Origin of the sequence: Rhizobium sp. BR 249 (assembly GCF_047445895.1) — a bacterium.
Classification (GTDB): domain Bacteria; phylum Pseudomonadota; class Alphaproteobacteria; order Rhizobiales; family Rhizobiaceae; genus Rhizobium.
In genome coordinates this window covers 43,907-58,853 of the sequence record NZ_JARWKX010000025.1, presented here as the reverse complement: position 1 = coordinate 58,853, position 14,947 = coordinate 43,907, and the positions used below count along the sequence as shown (strand labels likewise).

13 protein-coding genes are annotated in these 14,947 nt (G+C 62.5%); 8 read left to right on the top strand and 5 right to left on the bottom strand.

Features of this window, described 5'->3' with window-relative positions; genetic code table 11:
- From QD408_RS21535 to QD408_RS21525, 3 genes are all read left to right on the top strand, one after another.
- Window positions 1-372 (top strand): response regulator, encoded by a 372-nt coding sequence (locus QD408_RS21535; protein WP_414140689.1) that lies wholly within the window; start codon window positions 1-3, stop codon window positions 370-372.
- 485 nt (window positions 373-857) lie between these two features.
- Window positions 858-1,562, top strand: a complete 705-nt coding sequence (locus QD408_RS21530; RefSeq protein ID WP_414140688.1) for a response regulator transcription factor — start codon at window positions 858-860, stop codon at window positions 1,560-1,562.
- Between the two features lie 31 nt (window positions 1,563-1,593).
- Window positions 1,594-2,031: a response regulator gene (locus tag QD408_RS21525; protein ID WP_088680407.1), complete on the top strand. Its 438-nt coding sequence runs from the start codon at window positions 1,594-1,596 to the stop codon at window positions 2,029-2,031.
- Between the two features lie 151 nt (window positions 2,032-2,182).
- On the opposite strand, the gene QD408_RS21520 is transcribed toward QD408_RS21525, so the two are convergent.
- The 4 genes from QD408_RS21520 to ybaL form a co-directional block, all read right to left on the bottom strand.
- Window positions 2,183-2,899, bottom strand: a complete 717-nt coding sequence (locus QD408_RS21520) for a sensor histidine kinase (protein ID WP_414140687.1) — start codon at window positions 2,897-2,899, stop codon at window positions 2,183-2,185.
- A gap of 91 nt (window positions 2,900-2,990) precedes the next feature.
- Window positions 2,991-5,537: a protein translocase subunit SecD gene (gene secD, locus QD408_RS21515; protein ID WP_414140686.1), complete on the bottom strand. Its 2,547-nt coding sequence runs from the start codon at window positions 5,535-5,537 to the stop codon at window positions 2,991-2,993.
- 81 nt (window positions 5,538-5,618) lie between these two features.
- Window positions 5,619-6,002 carry a hypothetical protein gene (locus QD408_RS21510; protein WP_414140685.1) on the bottom strand — a complete coding sequence of 128 codons (384 nt, stop codon included), beginning with the start codon at window positions 6,000-6,002 and terminating at the stop codon, window positions 5,619-5,621.
- A gap of 54 nt (window positions 6,003-6,056) precedes the next feature.
- Window positions 6,057-7,880 (bottom strand): YbaL family putative K(+) efflux transporter, encoded by a 1,824-nt coding sequence (gene ybaL / locus QD408_RS21505; protein WP_414140684.1) that lies wholly within the window; start codon window positions 7,878-7,880, stop codon window positions 6,057-6,059.
- A 79-nt stretch (window positions 7,881-7,959) separates the two neighbouring features.
- Here ybaL and QD408_RS21500 point away from each other — a divergent pair, with 79 nt between their 5' ends.
- The gene (locus tag QD408_RS21500; protein ID WP_414140683.1) at window positions 7,960-8,220 is read left to right on the top strand and encodes a helix-turn-helix transcriptional regulator; all 261 of its coding nucleotides are present in this window, start codon (window positions 7,960-7,962) and stop codon (window positions 8,218-8,220) included.
- 7 nt (window positions 8,221-8,227) lie between these two features.
- Here the strand turns inward: QD408_RS21500 and QD408_RS21495 are convergent, their stop codons facing one another.
- The gene (locus QD408_RS21495) at window positions 8,228-9,649 is read right to left on the bottom strand and encodes an ArnT family glycosyltransferase (RefSeq protein WP_414140682.1); all 1,422 of its coding nucleotides are present in this window, start codon (window positions 9,647-9,649) and stop codon (window positions 8,228-8,230) included.
- 631 nt (window positions 9,650-10,280) lie between these two features.
- Here QD408_RS21495 and QD408_RS21490 point away from each other — a divergent pair.
- The 4 genes from QD408_RS21490 to QD408_RS21475 all read left to right on the top strand — a co-directional run bounded on the left by QD408_RS21490 (window position 10,281) and on the right by QD408_RS21475 (window position 14,945).
- Window positions 10,281-11,915, top strand: a complete 1,635-nt coding sequence (locus QD408_RS21490) for a globin-coupled sensor protein (RefSeq protein WP_414140681.1) — start codon at window positions 10,281-10,283, stop codon at window positions 11,913-11,915.
- Window positions 11,916-11,978: 63 nt separating this feature from the next.
- Window positions 11,979-12,275, top strand: a complete 297-nt coding sequence (locus QD408_RS21485; RefSeq protein WP_088680415.1) for an STAS domain-containing protein — start codon at window positions 11,979-11,981, stop codon at window positions 12,273-12,275.
- Window positions 12,272-12,637: a chemotaxis response regulator CheY1 gene (cheY1, locus tag QD408_RS21480; protein WP_003570362.1), complete on the top strand. Its 366-nt coding sequence runs from the start codon at window positions 12,272-12,274 to the stop codon at window positions 12,635-12,637. The genes QD408_RS21485 and cheY1 overlap by 4 nt, the downstream gene beginning before the upstream one ends.
- Before the next feature lie 16 nt (window positions 12,638-12,653).
- Complete coding sequence (locus QD408_RS21475) at window positions 12,654-14,945, top strand: chemotaxis protein CheA (RefSeq protein ID WP_088680416.1); 2,292 nt, start codon at window positions 12,654-12,656, stop codon at window positions 14,943-14,945.
- Window positions 14,946-14,947 lie beyond the last annotated feature (2 nt).

The following is a 14,947-nucleotide window of genomic DNA, read 5'->3' as shown; positions in this document are numbered from 1 at the left end:
ATGCCTACTTTATTTTACGTCGACGACAGCAGGGATGACCTCTTCTACCTCGACTATATCAGCAGGAAGCGGCAGATAGACGTCGATCTATTCTGTTTCTCGACCGTCGAGACGGCGTTCGACGCGCTGGAGCGACATTTAGCGGACGGCAAGAGCATGCCCGACCTGCTGATCGCCGATCTCTACATGCCGCTCGACAGCGGCATTGGGCTGATCAACCGGTTGCGCGGCGACGGCCGTTTCAAAATGATGCGGCTTGCCATCTGCAGCGGATCGGATGCCGACGAGGACCGCGCGCGCGCACTGGAGGCCGGGGCCGATTTTTATCTCGAGAAGCCGCTTGATCTTGTCACGATTCTTCTCAATCTTTAAGTGTGGAAAACGGTGGAAGCCTCAAGGCCCATTCTCCGCCGTTCGTCCGTTGCCGGTGACAAACCGCAATTGACAAGGTCGAGGACGCATCCCAAGATGCAGCCGAAGCGAAGACAACGTAACGCAAAAATAAGCGCTGAGAGAACCGATTTACCCGCGTTCGCCGCCACGAACAACAGCCAACCCCTTAGCCGAATGGGCCAATCGGCTCTCCCGCGCTTACGTCTGGCACTGCCTTCTCGCATTCATGGATGTTGAGCACGAGAAGATTTACGATACCCAGGTAAGAACTACTGCCCCCAGTAAAATCTGCCCGTGCATCACCTGTAGTTGAGATAATTGATGATATCCGCCTTTCATATCGAAGTCCCCGTTCGATACTTGTCATCAACTGTCTCGCAATTTTTGTAGCTGTTCGCGTCTAAGACGTATATCCCAAGATTTCGGGATCGTCGGCATTGGGCGGGAGGAGAGGAAGAGTGGGAATGAACAATGCTCCGGCAATTCCCTTTCATGCCGGACCCGAGCTTAGCCGGGCGATCAATCGCACCGATTTTTTCCGCCTTTTGAAGGCGGCGGCGCAGCATTACAACTTCGACAGTTTCGCGCTTGCCCGTATTTCCGAGGCTTCGGCCCCCTTCGGCGAACGCGATATCGTCATTACCAACGTTGCCGAGCGGCGCGTCGGCCTTTTCATTGCGACGCTGAAGGAAGCGCTCGGGACCGTCCGTGCAAAGTCCGCCCAGTTTCTGGCGACGCCGGTCCACGGCCGGAGCGCGCAGCCGGATGGCTTTGCGTCCGATCTCGTTTTCAACGAGTTCCGCAACGGCGTCTTTCTCTTCATCCCGCTGTTCACGCCGGAGGGGCGGCGATACTGCCTCGTTCTCAGCGGCGAGCGTCAGGAGCCGGATCAGGGCGAAATTGCCGATATGCTCCTCGATGCCATGCGCATTTTCGACAAGCTTTACGAGGAAATTCTGACGCCTGAAATGTCCGGGCGGTTGACACAGCGCGAGTCGGAAATCGTCAAATGGACGAGCGAAGGCAAGACCTCGGCGGAAATCGCCATCATCCTCGGCCTGTCCGAACATACGGTCAATTCGCATATCACCGCGGCGGCCCGCAAACTCGACGCCGTCAACCGCGTGCACATGGTAGCGATCGCATTGAGAAACGGTTTGGTGTCGTGAAGTTGGTTTCGGGACTGAGGAAGTTGGGACGATGAGCACCGAAACAACTCGAAGGAGTGCTGTCAAAGTTCTCTTTGTGGACGACGAATTCATCGAATTTCGCGCGCTCAAGAAGAAGATCGCCGACCTTTCGGAGCCTGCCGTCGAGCTCGAATATTCGCCGTCGATCGGCGATGCGCTGGAAAAGATCGGCGCGGGGCGCTTCGATCTCGTCCTGCTCGATAACCGCCTTCTGCCCAATGCCGACTTCCGCGAAACGGTGCCCGAGCTACGCGGCATCGGCTACACCGGCCCGATCGGCGTCGTCTCGACCGATATTTCGGGGGGATATTTCCAGGAATTCCCGGAATACGGCGTCGATTTCCGCATCGGCAAGGACGAGATCGACGTCCAGACGCTCCAGCACATCATCCGTGAATATGTGACCTATGACGTTCCGGATTTCTGGAAGGACGATTACAGTATCTAAGCGGCGGTTTTTGCCGGGGAAAGGTGAAGCCTAAAGCATGTCGCGCAAAAGTGTGCAGCGGTTTTGCGGCAACGACATGCGTAAAACAAGGACCTAAAGCGCAAGGAGCGAATCTGAAAGATCGCGACGCGCTTTAAGACGCGGTTCTGCCTCAGGCGACGGGCAGGCGGATGGTGAAGCGGCTGCCGGTTTCATCCGAATGTTCGAGGCTGACGTCGCCGCCAAGCGCCTTCAGAAATTCCCGCGCCGTCGTCAGCCCGAGACCGGCGCCGGGGATGGCTCCTGCCTTCGGCAGCTTCCAGAAAGCTTCGAATATTCGCTCGCGATAAGCGGGATCGATGCCCGTTCCATTGTCGGAAATTCGGATGAACCAGTCCACTCCCTCTCGCTCCGCCGTGATGGTCACGCCGGGCGGCGCTTCGCTGCGATAGGTCAGGGCATTGGAGATGAGGTGCCGCAGCGCCAGGCCGAGCAGGGCAGGGTCGGTGCGGATAGAAGGAAGCCCGTCGCTCGTGAGCGTGGCGTTGCGGATCGACGTCTCGTCGGTCAGTTCACCCCAGATATTTTCGACAAGCGCCTGCAGATCGACCTCTTCGGGCGTCACCTGAGGCGTTCCGCCGGCGAGGCTCATCAGCGTCTTGGTGAGGCGCTGCGCGGTCTGCGCCTTTTCCATGATCATCCGCAGGCTTTGAAGATGTTCGCCCTCGAGCGTCGCCTCGAGATCGTCGAGCAGCAGCTCGGCATACATGGCAATATGGCGCAGCGGCGATTGCAGGTCGTGCGAGGCGGTCGCGAGGAAACGCTTGATTCGCTCTTCGTTGTCGCCGGCTGCATTGGTTTCCGGCGGTCTCGTCGGGTTGGATGACATTGGCGGCTCTCGATCTCTATTCGCCGACAATAGAAAGAGGGCGCCGGCTCTGCAACCGGCGCCCTCTTCAAGGATGCGTTAACAACCGATTTTAGCCGGCGGACTTGCGCGGGCGGCCCTGTTCCGGCGGGATGATGTCCACGCCCGCATCGGTTGCCGATGCCTTGGCATGGCGGCGGCGCCAGTCGCCAAGGAAGAGCAGGATCGGAGCCGCGATGAAGATCGACGAGGCGCCGGCAACCAGAATGCCGAAGACCATCGGGATCGCGAAGCTCGAGACGGCACTGCCGCCCCAGATCGCCATCGGCACCAGGGCGAGGAAGGCCGTCGCATTGGTGTAGAGGCTTCGCGCCAGGGTCTCGTTGATCGACTTGTCGATGATCTCGCGCAGCGGCATCGATTTGTAGAGCCGCATGTTTTCGCGCATGCGGTCATAGACGACCACCTTGTCGTTCACCGAGTAACCGACGAGCGTCAGGATGGCGGCGATGGCCGTCAGGTTGAAGTCGAGCCCGGTGATCGCGAAGAAGCCGATCGCCTTGGTGACGTCGAGCACCAGGGTGACGATGGCGCCGACGGCGAACGGCCATTCGAACCGCACCCAGATATAGATGAGCATCGCGAAGCTTGCGATCACCACCGACAGGATGCCGGCCGAGGCAAGCTCGCCGCTGACCTTCGGGCCGATGACGTCGGTGCCTTCGACGGTGGCGGTCGGATCGATCCTGGCGACTTCGGCCTTCAGCTTGGTCACCGCTGCCGTCTGCGCCTCTTCGCCGCCTTCCTGCCGCTGAGCGCGAACGAGAATGCTGTTCTTGTCGCCGAAGGACTGAAGCGTGATTTCGCCGAGGCCGAGGCTATCCAGGCCTTCGCGGAATTTCGCAAGATCGGCTTCGCCTTGGGTCTTGACGGACATCTGGATGCCGCCGCGGAAATCGACGCCGTAGTTGAGGCCGGGATGGAGGAAGAGCACGACGGAAGCGATCGACAGCAGCGCCGAAACGGTGACGCCGAAGAAGCGCGCCTTCATGAACTGGATGTGCTTGTCGTAAGGGCTGAAGGGGATCAGCGGCCGGATGTTCAGCACCTTGAACTTGCGGCGGCGGGTGATCTCGATCATGGCAACGCGCACGAAGGCGACCGAGGTGAACATCGAGATGATGAGGCCAAGCGCCATCGTCACGGCAAAGCCGCGAACCGGTCCGGAACCGAAGTAGAACAGGATGGCCGCAGCGATCAGGGCCGTCATGTTGCCGTCGATAATTGTGGAATAGGCACGGTTGAAGCCGGTATCGATGGCGGCGAAGGCGCTCTTGCCCTTGCGGGTTTCTTCACGAATACGCTCGTTGATGAGGACGTTCGCATCGACCGCGAGGCCGATGCCGAGAACGACACCGGCAATACCCGGCAGCGTCAGCGTTGCGCCGACCAGTGTGAGCGCCGAGAAGGTCAGGATCGTGTGGATCAAGAGCGCGATGTTCGCCAGGATGCCCCAGGTTCCGTAGAGAACGAAGATGAAGGCTGCGACGAGGATAAAGCCGACGATACCGGAATAAACGCCCATCTTGATGGCATCGGCGCCGAGGTCGGCGCCGACGGTGCGTTCCTCGATGACGGTCAGCTTGGCGGGCAGGGCGCCGGCGCGCAGCATGGCGGCAAGCGTCGTTGCGCTGTCGGCCGAGAAGTTGCCGGAGATCTGGCCGGAACCGCCGGTGATCGGCTCGCGGATGACAGGTGCGCTCAAGACCTTGTCGTCGAGAACGATGGCGAAGGGATTGCCGACGTTCTGGCGGGTGATATCGGCAAAACGGGTGGCGCCGGCGCTGTCGAAGCGGAAGCTGACGACCGGCTCATGCGTGTTGGGGTCGAAGCTGACGCGGGCATCTGAAAGGCGGTCGCCCGAGATCTCGACGCGGTCGAGGACCGGATAGGAGTTTCCTTCGTCGTCCTTCAGCATGGTGACGCCGGGGCCGGGCTGGTTGTTCGGCGCCAGCATGTGGAACGACATCTTGGCCGTGGAGCCGAGAAGTTCGCGCAGGCGCGATGGGTCCTGCGCGCCCGGAAGCTGGACGAGCACGCGGTTGGCGCCGATACGCTGAATGGTCGGCTCGGAAACGCCGACCTGGTCGACGCGCTGACGAATGACTTCAAGGCTCTGCTGGACGGCATTGTCGACATTGGCGGAGATGCCGGCCGGCGAGAAGCCGACGGTGATGGTCGCTCCGTTCGCGGTGACATCGAGATCCGCCTGGCCGGCGCTGAGGCCGGTGCTGATCGGGTTGGCGAGCGTCTTGAGATCGGTAACGGCTGCATCGCTCTGCGCGGCATCGGCGAGCGTCACGACGATCTGGTTCTGGCTGCGTACGACGGCCTTCGGCTGGATGCCCTTTTCGCGCAGGACGCGGCGAGCGTCCTGAAGCAGCGATTGCAGCCGCTCCTTGGTCAGATCGGCTTCGTCGACTTCCAGAACGAGGTGCGAGCCGCCGCGAAGGTCGAGGCCGAGCGACACCTGCTCATGCGGCAGCCATGCAGGGATGCGCTGGAGGGTGGATTGCGGCAGGACGTTCGGCAGGGCGATGAATAGGCCGAGAACGATGATCACCGTATAGGTGAGCACCAGCCATGGTGAAGTACGCATGTTGTATTCCTTGATAATCGGGAGGCCGGCGCTCGGGCGCTGGCGGCATGTCGTCAAATATCGGAAGCGCTTGGCGCGACGTCAGGCAGCGACCGGCGGCGCGCGGGCCTGATGGGTCCTGAAGGCTGCGGCATGAACCGGCGCTTCGGATGCCGGAAGAGGGGCTGATATGTTCCAGCCGAAGAAATCGACAACCGGGGCGGTGGCAACGGTAAACGGTCCGGCGTCATGCGCCGCCTGCTTTGGCGCAAGCTTGCGCTCGGCGGCAAGCACGCCGCGCACCGCATCACGGGCGGTCAGCTGCTGCGGCTGCGGATCCCGGCCGGAAGAGGAAAGGGTATTGCTGACGGCCGCAGCCGGGGAAATGACCAAGTTGCCGCCGAGGAGCAGCCCGAGATAGGCAAAAATGGCGATGAGGATGGAAGCGGCGATACGGCCCGTCAGACGGTGCCGGTCCAGCTCCATCTTCTGCGTTCCGGCGATGTCACTCCCGTATCGGCTCAAAAGCGCGCCAATCTCTCATTCTTTTTCCAGCGGTGCAGTGCCCGTCGGAATGATTGTATCAGGCTCCTGCCTGTCTTCATAGGGAACACTCTCATGATGCACTTGGGCGAGCCGGTCAACCATGCCAAGCGCGATTTCGCGCTCGCCCATGATGACGGTGTCGGCGCCGTATTGCTTCAGTTCGTCGACCTCGGCGTCGGAATGGGCGCGCGCGACGATGAGGATCGATGGATTGACGGCGCGCGCCTGCTCGGCGATGCGGCAGGCCTCGAAGGCGTTCGGAATGGCGATGGCGAGGCTGCGGGCCGTTGCAAGATTGGCGAGATCGAGCGTCTCGCGCGCCACCGCATTGCCCATGAAAGCTTCGATCCCCTGCGCCTTCAATTCGCCGATGCGCTTGTCGGAATCTTCGATGACGAGGAAGGGCGTACCGGATGATTTGAGGTTCTGCCCGACGATCCGGCCGACCCGGCCGTAGCCGATCAGGATGGCGTGGCCGGTAAGCACGGTCGGGTGCACGTCGTCGTCCTCGGGCAGCGCCGGCTCCTGAGCGGCGCCCGTATCCGCGGCGGAGGAAGCGGGATCGGCCGCGGTCTCCTCGCGTCTTGCCCCTTCGAGAAGGGGCCGCATGCGGTCGCAGAGGAAGAACAGCAGCGGATTGAGGACGATCGATATGATGGCGCCGGCAAGGATGAGGTCCCTGCCTTCCTCCGGCAGCAGCCCGAGTTCGACTCCGAGCGCCGCGAGGATGAAGGAGAATTCGCCGATCTGGCCGAGGCTCGCCGAAATCGTCAGCGCCGTGCCGAGCGGCTTCTTGAAGGCGAGCACGATCAGCAAGGCGGCGACCGATTTGCCGATGACGATGATGAAGATGGTGGCGAGGATCAGCAGCGGCCGGTCGATCAGGATGTTCGGATCGAACAGCATGCCGACCGAAACGAAGAAGAGCACGGCGAAGGCATCGCGCAGCGGCAGGCTTTCCTGGGCGGCGCGGTGGCTGAGCTCGCTTTCCGCAAGCACCATGCCGGCGAAGAAGGCGCCGAGCGCCAGCGACACGCCGAAGAGCTTCGCCGCGCCGAAGGCGACGCCGAGAGCGATGGCGAGCACCCCGAGCCGGAAGAGTTCGCGCGAGCCGGTGTGGGCGATGCGGTGCATCGTCCAGGGAATGAGCTTGCGCCCGAAGACCAGCATCAGCGCCACGAACAGCGCGACTTTCACCAGCGTCATCGCGATCATGGCGCCGATGCCGAGATCGAAGCCGAGCAGGCGGCTCAACCCGGCCGAAAGCGGCTCGACGGGCCCGTGGCCGTCACCGCCGATGCTGGCTGCGGCCGGGATCAGCACCAGCGCCAGCACCATGGCGAGATCCTCGACGATCAGCCAGCCGACGGCGATCCTGCCGCGTTCCGTCTCGACGAGCCGCCGCTCCTGCAGCGCCTTCAGGAGCACGACGGTGGAGGCGACCGAAAGCGCCAGGCCGAAGACCAGGCTGCCGCCTGTCGGCCATCCCAGGAAGGCGCCGAGCCCCCAGCCGAGCAATGTGGCAAAGGCGATCTGCGCGATCGCGCCGGGCACGGCGATGCCGCGCACGGACAAAAGGTCTTTCAGGGAGAAATGCAGCCCGACGCCGAACATCAGCAGGATGACGCCGATTTCGGCAAGCTCCGGCGCAAGGCTCTGATCCGCCACGTAACCCGGCGTATGCGGCCCGACGAGCACGCCGGCGATCAGATAGCCCACCAGCGGCGGCATGCGCAGCCGGTGGGCGAGGGCACCGAAGATGAAAGCCAGCACGAGGCCGCCGACGATTGTCGAAATCAAGGGCGTATCGTGTGGCATCGCTGTCTCCCGCTCTGGAAATCCCGTTCGTATTATGACATATATGGTCTATATCGACCAATATGGGTAATTTGAAATCATGGGTCAAGGCGCCAGGGAAACAATTCTGAGCCCCGCTCTCTGCCGGGCTGCACGCGGTCTGCTCGACTGGACCCAGACCGATCTCGCCGAGAAGGCGGCCGTCTCGCGCAGCACCATCCGCGATTACGAGGGACGCCACCACGACATCCACCGTGCGACCGAGGCGCAGTTGCGCCTCGCCTTCGAGGAAGGCGGCGTCAGGTTCGTGGAGGTCGAAGGTGCGGGCACCGGCCTCTGCCTGCCCAATCGAACAGGCTGAAACCGGCTCAGGGCGCCAGGCAGGCGGAGGAGACTTTGTAGATATAAAGCGTCTTGCGCTTGTAGTAGCCGTCGGCCGGCTGCCAGGTCTTCAGCACCTCGGGCGTCTCGGCGGCGCAGGTGAGGGGGGTGTCCGTCAGGAAAAGCACCTTGCCGGTGATGTCGGCTGGCAGGGCGAATTCCTGCTCGTAATAGCTTTCCGGCAGGCCCGCGGGTGCCCGCGCATAGATCCCGTAGGATGCATCACGCAGCGTATAGAAAAGATCGGCGACCATGTCGCGGTTGTCGGTGACGATGATGTCGGTGCCGGCCTGACCTGTCAGCGCGGCCGCCTCACGGCTGACCTCGGCGCGGCCGAGATAGCGCTTCATGAGCTCGTCGCCGTTCGGCAGCAGCAACTGATGCGGAAAGATCGTCGCCAATGGGAAGAGCAGGCTTGCGATGCCGTTGATGGTGAGCGACAGCCTGAGCCCCTTGGGCCACAGCCGATGGAGCAGCCAGACGGCAAGGATGGTCCCGGCGACATAAGCGGTCACGGCCCAGTTGGCATAGGCCTTGGCGACCGTCGCCTGCAGGGTGATCAGCACCACCACCGGCATCGACAGCCAGACCAGCATCTTCTCCCGGTCGTCGCTCCTGCCCTTGATCATGCGGTAGACCGCCCAGAGCATGGCGAAAAATATGATCGGCCCGACGACGCCGAACTGGGCGGAGAAAAATTCGAGCCCGCGGCGCAGATTGATGCCGAGGTCGCTCCAATGGGCGATGTCCTGCGTATGGCGCACGGTCGTATTGTCGTGCTGCAGGTTCCACCAGAGGTTCGGCAAGGCGACGACAGCCGCGACCGCGACCGCGATGATGAAATCCCGGATGGCGATGCGCGCCGCCGGGATGAGGAGGAGGGCAAGCGCGCCGCCCGGAACGACGAACAGCACCGCATATTTCGTCAGGAAGGCGAGGCCGACGGCGAGACCCATGACGAGCGCCAGGCCGACGGAGCGCCGCATCGTCAGCCCGAAATAGGCGAGCAAGGCGATGGCGATGAAGAACAGCAGGATCACATCGGTCGAGAAGAACACCGAAGACAGCGCGACGCCCGGCAGCGAGATATAGGTGGCGCCCGTCCAGCCCTCGATCTCCGGCCCGACGAAACGCTTCGCCACCTTCATCAGCACCAGTGCCGCGGCCATGTGGATCAGCGGCCCGAGCAGCCTGATCCAGTAGATGGCGTTGGAGCCGGAGAGTTCGGTCATCGCCCGGATCACCCAGGCGATCATCGGCGGCTTCGAATAATAGCCGAGATCGAGATTCTGCGACCAGAACCAGTATTGCGCCTCATCGACGAAAAGGTCGGTCGCATCGAAATGAAGCGAAACGACGCGCCAAAGCGTGAAGCCAAGGACGATGAGGAGACCAGATCTGGGAGACATGAACCGAGTGTTCCGCTGACATGAAAGGCGCGAGTGCGATTACACCAAAGGCGCCGGACTGCCAACGGGAAAGGGCGAGGATACGGTTTAGAATACCCGAAGCGCGCGGATGTCGCGATTTGCGGCGAGGAAATCCAGGCGGGCAACGGCGGCAAGTACGCCCATTGCGATCAAGCAGGAACCCAATCCGAGAACAATCATTGCTCTGTCCTTGTCGACGTCATGTCTTGGTAGTCGACCGGCATATAACACGGAGCTTGCGTGTGCCTTGTAGCAGCCGTGCAACTCCGCGGGAGTATTTGTCACGAACTGCTTTGAATTGCTTCAAAAGCCTGCACTGCGAAAGGCTTATTAACCTTCAAGCAAGGAATTAACCATAAACATTGGGTTACACGTCGGAATGGGAAGATGCACTCGTTCCCACCAGGCATGACGCCGTACCGCCGTACCGGGTCGATCCGGTATCCATCTCTTCAGACAGCTCCGAAACATAGCTGATCAGGGGGCTTCGATCCGCCGGTGTAACCGGTGGTGAGAAAGGTCTCCACGCTTCGCGCTCATCGGATGCTGTGAAAGTTTTTGGCCGGGCATTCGCCCGGAAAGTGGTTGGGGACAGGCGTTGAGGCAGGACATGCCATCAGATCAGGCTCGTGGAGCGCAGGCAGGCAGCTTGCGCGACCGCCTGCGCTTTGCCGGTCTCGATGCCGATCAATGCGAGCTGGTGCGTCGCAACCGGCCGGCCCTCGAAGCGCATCTGAAGGCCGGGCTGCGCGATCTCTTCCACAGGTTCCAGTCCTTCCCGGACGCCGCGCGCAATTTCGAGAGCGAGCGCCAGGTTGACCGCCTGCACGATCTGCAGTCCTCGCATTGGGACGTGCTGACGGATGCACGGTTCGACAGCCTCTATGCCGAGCGCGTCAAGGTTCTCTCCGACACCGAAAGCAAGATGGGGCTCGACCCGCGCTGGCACGTGGCCGGTCACGGCGTCATGCTCGAGCACGTCGTTTCCGGCCTTGCCGAAGAGATCGCCGGCCGCCCGCTGCTGCCGTCCGCCAAGCGCCGCACGCGTGAAATCTCCGATCTGATGACGGCGATCATCCGCATCGTCATGGTCGATGTGGAAATCGCCGTCTCGCTCCGCTTCAATGCGCTGCGGGCCGCCCAGAGCCGCGCGCTCGCCGATCAGCGCACCGATAGCGAGGCGGAGATCGCGCGGATCTTTGGCGATGTCATCGAAGGTCTTTCCGCCCGCGACCTGACGCGGCGCGCGCCCGTCGAGGGCGACAGCGCCTATGCAGGGATTGCCGCCGCGTTGAACGGCGCGCTCGACGGCCTGCAGGCCGAATTCACCGCCATCACCGACCGAACGGTCAAGGCCGAAGCAGCAACAGGCTCGCTTGCCGGCCTGTCGCGCCAATTCGCCGGCACTGCCTCCGGCCAGGCCGACCGCCTGCAGCTTTCCGCCGCCGCCCTTGCCGGCATCGCCGGCAGTGTCCGCGACGGTGCGGCCGAGAGCCGTGCCGCCGAACAGGCCGTTGCCTCGACACGTGCCGCGGTCGAAGAAAGCGGCGACGTCGTCGGCCGCGCGATCAGCGCCATGGCGGACATCGAGCAGTCGGCCGAAAAGATCGGCCAGATCATCGGCGCGATCGACGAGATCGCCTTCCAGACCAATCTTCTGGCGCTGAATGCCGGCATCGAGGCCGCCCGCGCCGGCGATTCCGGCCGTGGATTTGCCGTCGTTGCCCAGGAAGTCCGGGCTCTTGCCCAGCGCTCCGCCGAAGCCGCCCGCGAAATCAAGACGCTGGTGACGACGACCAAGACGCAGGTCGATGCGGGCGTGCAGATGGTCGGGCGCACACAGGATTCGATCGGCAGCATCGTGCGGCAGGTCACCGACATCAACGCCGCCATCGCCGGTATCGCGACGAAGACGGGCGAGCATGCCGCAAGCCTCGACAGCGTGTCGGCCGACGTCAGGGGCCTGGGCGCTGAGGTGGCGGACAATGCCGGCTTTGCCGAGCGCTCGGCTGAAGGCGCCGACGATCTCCATACCGTCATTGTCGAACTCGGCCAGACGATTCGCGAATTCCGGATCGCCCGCGAAAACGCCCATGCCGGGCGCTCGGGCCCGGCTCGTGTGACGCCCTCTCGCGCCATTGAAGCGGCCGCCCGTCCGGCACCGGTCGAAGACGCATATGAAAATGACGATTTTGGCCTTCCGCAGTCGTTCGCAAGCGTCGGAGGTGGGCGGAATGTTTACTAACCTATCGGATTATCGCCTCAGCTCGTCTTCTCGGGCCGGGGACAAGGGGACAAGGAAAAGCTGATGGTAGCAAAGAAGAGTGGCAAGACGCTGAATCTGACAGCGGTGCTCGACCTCAACGAGGCTTCCGCCTTGCGTGACAAACTCCTTTCCCTCAGGGGCAGCGGTCTTTCGATCGACGCATCCGGCGTCGAACGGATCGGTGCTCTCTGTGCTCAGGTTCTGATGTCCGCCGAGAAGACCTGGGAGCAGGACAAGCAGCCGTTCACCTTCTCCAAGGTGTCCGATGCATTTCAGAAAACCATGCAGCTGGTTGGCGTCAATATTGACCACCTGCTCGCCAAGGAGATTCGGCAATGAAGAAAAAAGTGCTTACCGTGGATGACTCCCGCACCATCCGAAACATGCTCCTCGTGACGCTGAACAATGCCGGCTTCGAGACGATCCAGGCGGAAGACGGCGTCGAGGGCCTCGAAGTTCTCGAAGAGTCCAATCCCGACGTCATCGTCACCGACATCAACATGCCGCGCCTCGACGGTTTCGGCTTCATCGAAGGTGTCCGCCGTAACGAAAAGTATCGGGCAATCCCGATCCTGGTCCTGACCACCGAAAGCGACGCGGAAAAGAAGAACCGCGCCCGCCAGGCCGGTGCCACGGGCTGGATCGTCAAGCCTTTCGACCCGGCCAAGCTGATCGATGCCATTGAGCGTGTAACCGCTTAAACCCAGGATTTCTCCTATGGATATGAACGAAATCAAAGAGATCTTTTTCCAGGAGTGCGAAGAACAGCTCGCCGAACTGGAATCCGGTCTTCTGAAAATGAACGATGGCGATCGCGATCCGGAAACCGTCAATGCGGTGTTCCGTGCCGTGCATTCGATCAAGGGGGGCGCCGGCGCCTTCGGCCTTGACGACCTCGTAGCCTTCGCCCATGTCTTTGAGACCACTCTCGATTGCGTTCGTTCCAACAAGCTTGAGCCGACCCAGGACGTCCTGAAGGTGATGCTGAAGTCGGCTGACGTGCTCGCCGACCTGACGAATGCTGCGCGCGACGGCGGCAGCGTCGATGAAAGCCGCAGCCGCGGCCTCGTCAAGGAACTCGAGGCTCTCGCCAACGGTGAATTGCCGTCTCCCTCGGCCGCCGCAGAGGCTCCCGCGCCGAAGGCTGCCGCAAAACCCGCGCCGGTCGCCGCAGCGCCCGCTCCCAAGCCGACCGACGACAGCGGTTTCCAGCCGATCCCCTTCTCCTTCGACGATTTCGGCGGCGAGGGCGATGCAGATTCCGGCCTGCCGGCCTATGAAGTCATCTTCAAGCCGCGCTTCGAGCTCTATTCCAAGGGCAACGACGCCACCCTGCTGCTGCGCGACCTCTCGCGTCTCGGCGAGATGAGCATCTATTGCAACACGGACGACCTGCCGGGCCTTGAGGAGCTCGATCCGGAAGGCGCCTATTTCTTCTGGAACGTGACGATCAAGACGGACAAGGGCGAGGACGCCATCCGCACCGTCTTCGAATTCGCCGAGTGGGATTGCGACCTGACGATAAAGCCGGTCGACGACGCGGCGGGCGATGTACGCGCCAATGAAGAACTGCCGATGGTGCCGGTTCCCTTCGACCTGTCGATCCTGGACGAAACGAGTGCAGCGGAAGAGGTTTCCGCCGGCGCACGGGCTGACGAGACGGCCGCAGCCGTTGCCGCAGCCGAAACCGCTTCCAATGTGACGCAGATGGCCGCAGCCGCCGCCCGTGTCGAAAAGAAGGAATCGGCCGCTGCCGCGGCGGCCGCCGCAAATGCCGCCGCCCAGAACAATGCCGCCGGCGCCGGCCAGACGATCCGTGTCGATCTCGACCGCGTCGACCGCCTGATCAACCTCGTCGGCGAACTGGTCATCAACCAGGCGATGCTGTCGCAGAGCGTCATCGAGAACGACACGACCGGCACCTCCTCGATCAACATGGGCCTGGAAGAGCTGCAGCAGCTCACCCGCGAGATCCAGGACTCGGTCATGGCGATCCGCGCGCAGCCGGTGAAGCCGGTCTTCCAGCGCATGTCGCGTATCGTCCGCGAAATCGCCGACATGACCGGCAAGTCGATCCGCCTGATCACCGAAGGCGAAAACACCGAAGTCGACAAGACTGTCATCGACAAGCTCGCCGAGCCGCTGACCCACATGATCCGCAATGCCGTCGACCACGGCATCGAAACACCGGAAAAGCGCGCCGCCGCCGGCAAGAACACCGAAGGCACGGTCCGCCTCACCGCCAAGCATCGTTCGGGCCGCATCCTGATCGAGCTTGCCGACGACGGCGCCGGCATCAATCGCGAGAAGGTGCGCCAGAAGGCAATCGACAACGACCTCATCCCGGCCGATGCCAACCTGTCGGACGAGGAAATCGACAACTTGATCTTCCTGCCGGGCTTCTCCACGGCCGACAAGATCTCCGACATCTCAGGCCGCGGCGTCGGCATGGACGTCGTCAAGCGCTCGATCCAGGCACTCGGCGGCCGTATCAATATCACGTCGAAGCCGGGCCACGGTTCGGTCTTCACCATGAGCCTGCCGCTGACGCTCGCCGTCCTCGACGGCATGGTGGTCACCGTCGCCGGCCAGACTCTGGTCGTGCCGCTGACCGCGATCGTCGAAACGCTGCAGCCGGAGGCTGCCGCAATCCACTCCTTCGGCGCGAACCATCGCCTGATCTCGATCCGCAACTCGTTCTGCCCGCTGGTCGATGTCGGCCGCATCCTGAACTTCCGCGCGACCCAGGCCAATCCGGTCGAAGGCGTGGCGCTTCTGGTGGAATCCGAAGGCGGCGGCCAGCGCGCCCTGATGGTCGATGCCATCCAGGGACAGCGCCAAGTGGTCATCAAGAGCCTGGAAGCGAACTACACCCACGTGCCGGGCATCGCCGCCGCCACCATCCTCGGTGATGGCCGCGTGGCCCTCATCCTCGATGTCGACGCGGTTGTCGGCGCTTCGCGCGGCCAGTCGCTCAAGGCGGAAATGTCGTTAGCAGCGGTAGGATAAGG

What these genes read in the sequence shown, in the direction of transcription:
- QD408_RS21535 (WP_414140689.1), top strand. Translation starts at nt 1, where the DNA reads ATGCCTACTTTATTTTACGTCGACGACAGCAGGGATGACCTCTTCTAC.
- QD408_RS21530 (WP_414140688.1), top strand. Translation starts at nt 858, where the DNA reads ATGAACAATGCTCCGGCAATTCCCTTTCATGCCGGACCCGAGCTTAGC.
- QD408_RS21525 (WP_088680407.1), top strand. Translation starts at nt 1,594, where the DNA reads ATGAGCACCGAAACAACTCGAAGGAGTGCTGTCAAAGTTCTCTTTGTG.
- QD408_RS21520 (WP_414140687.1), bottom strand. Translation starts at nt 2,899, where the DNA reads ATGTCATCCAACCCGACGAGACCGCCGGAAACCAATGCAGCCGGCGAC.
- secD (WP_414140686.1), bottom strand. Translation starts at nt 5,537, where the DNA reads ATGCGTACTTCACCATGGCTGGTGCTCACCTATACGGTGATCATCGTT.
- QD408_RS21510 (WP_414140685.1), bottom strand. Translation starts at nt 6,002, where the DNA reads ATGGAGCTGGACCGGCACCGTCTGACGGGCCGTATCGCCGCTTCCATC.
- ybaL (WP_414140684.1), bottom strand. Translation starts at nt 7,880, where the DNA reads ATGCCACACGATACGCCCTTGATTTCGACAATCGTCGGCGGCCTCGTG.
- QD408_RS21500 (WP_414140683.1), top strand. Translation starts at nt 7,960, where the DNA reads ATGGGTCAAGGCGCCAGGGAAACAATTCTGAGCCCCGCTCTCTGCCGG.
- QD408_RS21495 (WP_414140682.1), bottom strand. Translation starts at nt 9,649, where the DNA reads ATGTCTCCCAGATCTGGTCTCCTCATCGTCCTTGGCTTCACGCTTTGG.
- QD408_RS21490 (WP_414140681.1), top strand. Translation starts at nt 10,281, where the DNA reads ATGCCATCAGATCAGGCTCGTGGAGCGCAGGCAGGCAGCTTGCGCGAC.
- QD408_RS21485 (WP_088680415.1), top strand. Translation starts at nt 11,979, where the DNA reads ATGGTAGCAAAGAAGAGTGGCAAGACGCTGAATCTGACAGCGGTGCTC.
- cheY1 (WP_003570362.1), top strand. Translation starts at nt 12,272, where the DNA reads ATGAAGAAAAAAGTGCTTACCGTGGATGACTCCCGCACCATCCGAAAC.
- QD408_RS21475 (WP_088680416.1), top strand. Translation starts at nt 12,654, where the DNA reads ATGGATATGAACGAAATCAAAGAGATCTTTTTCCAGGAGTGCGAAGAA.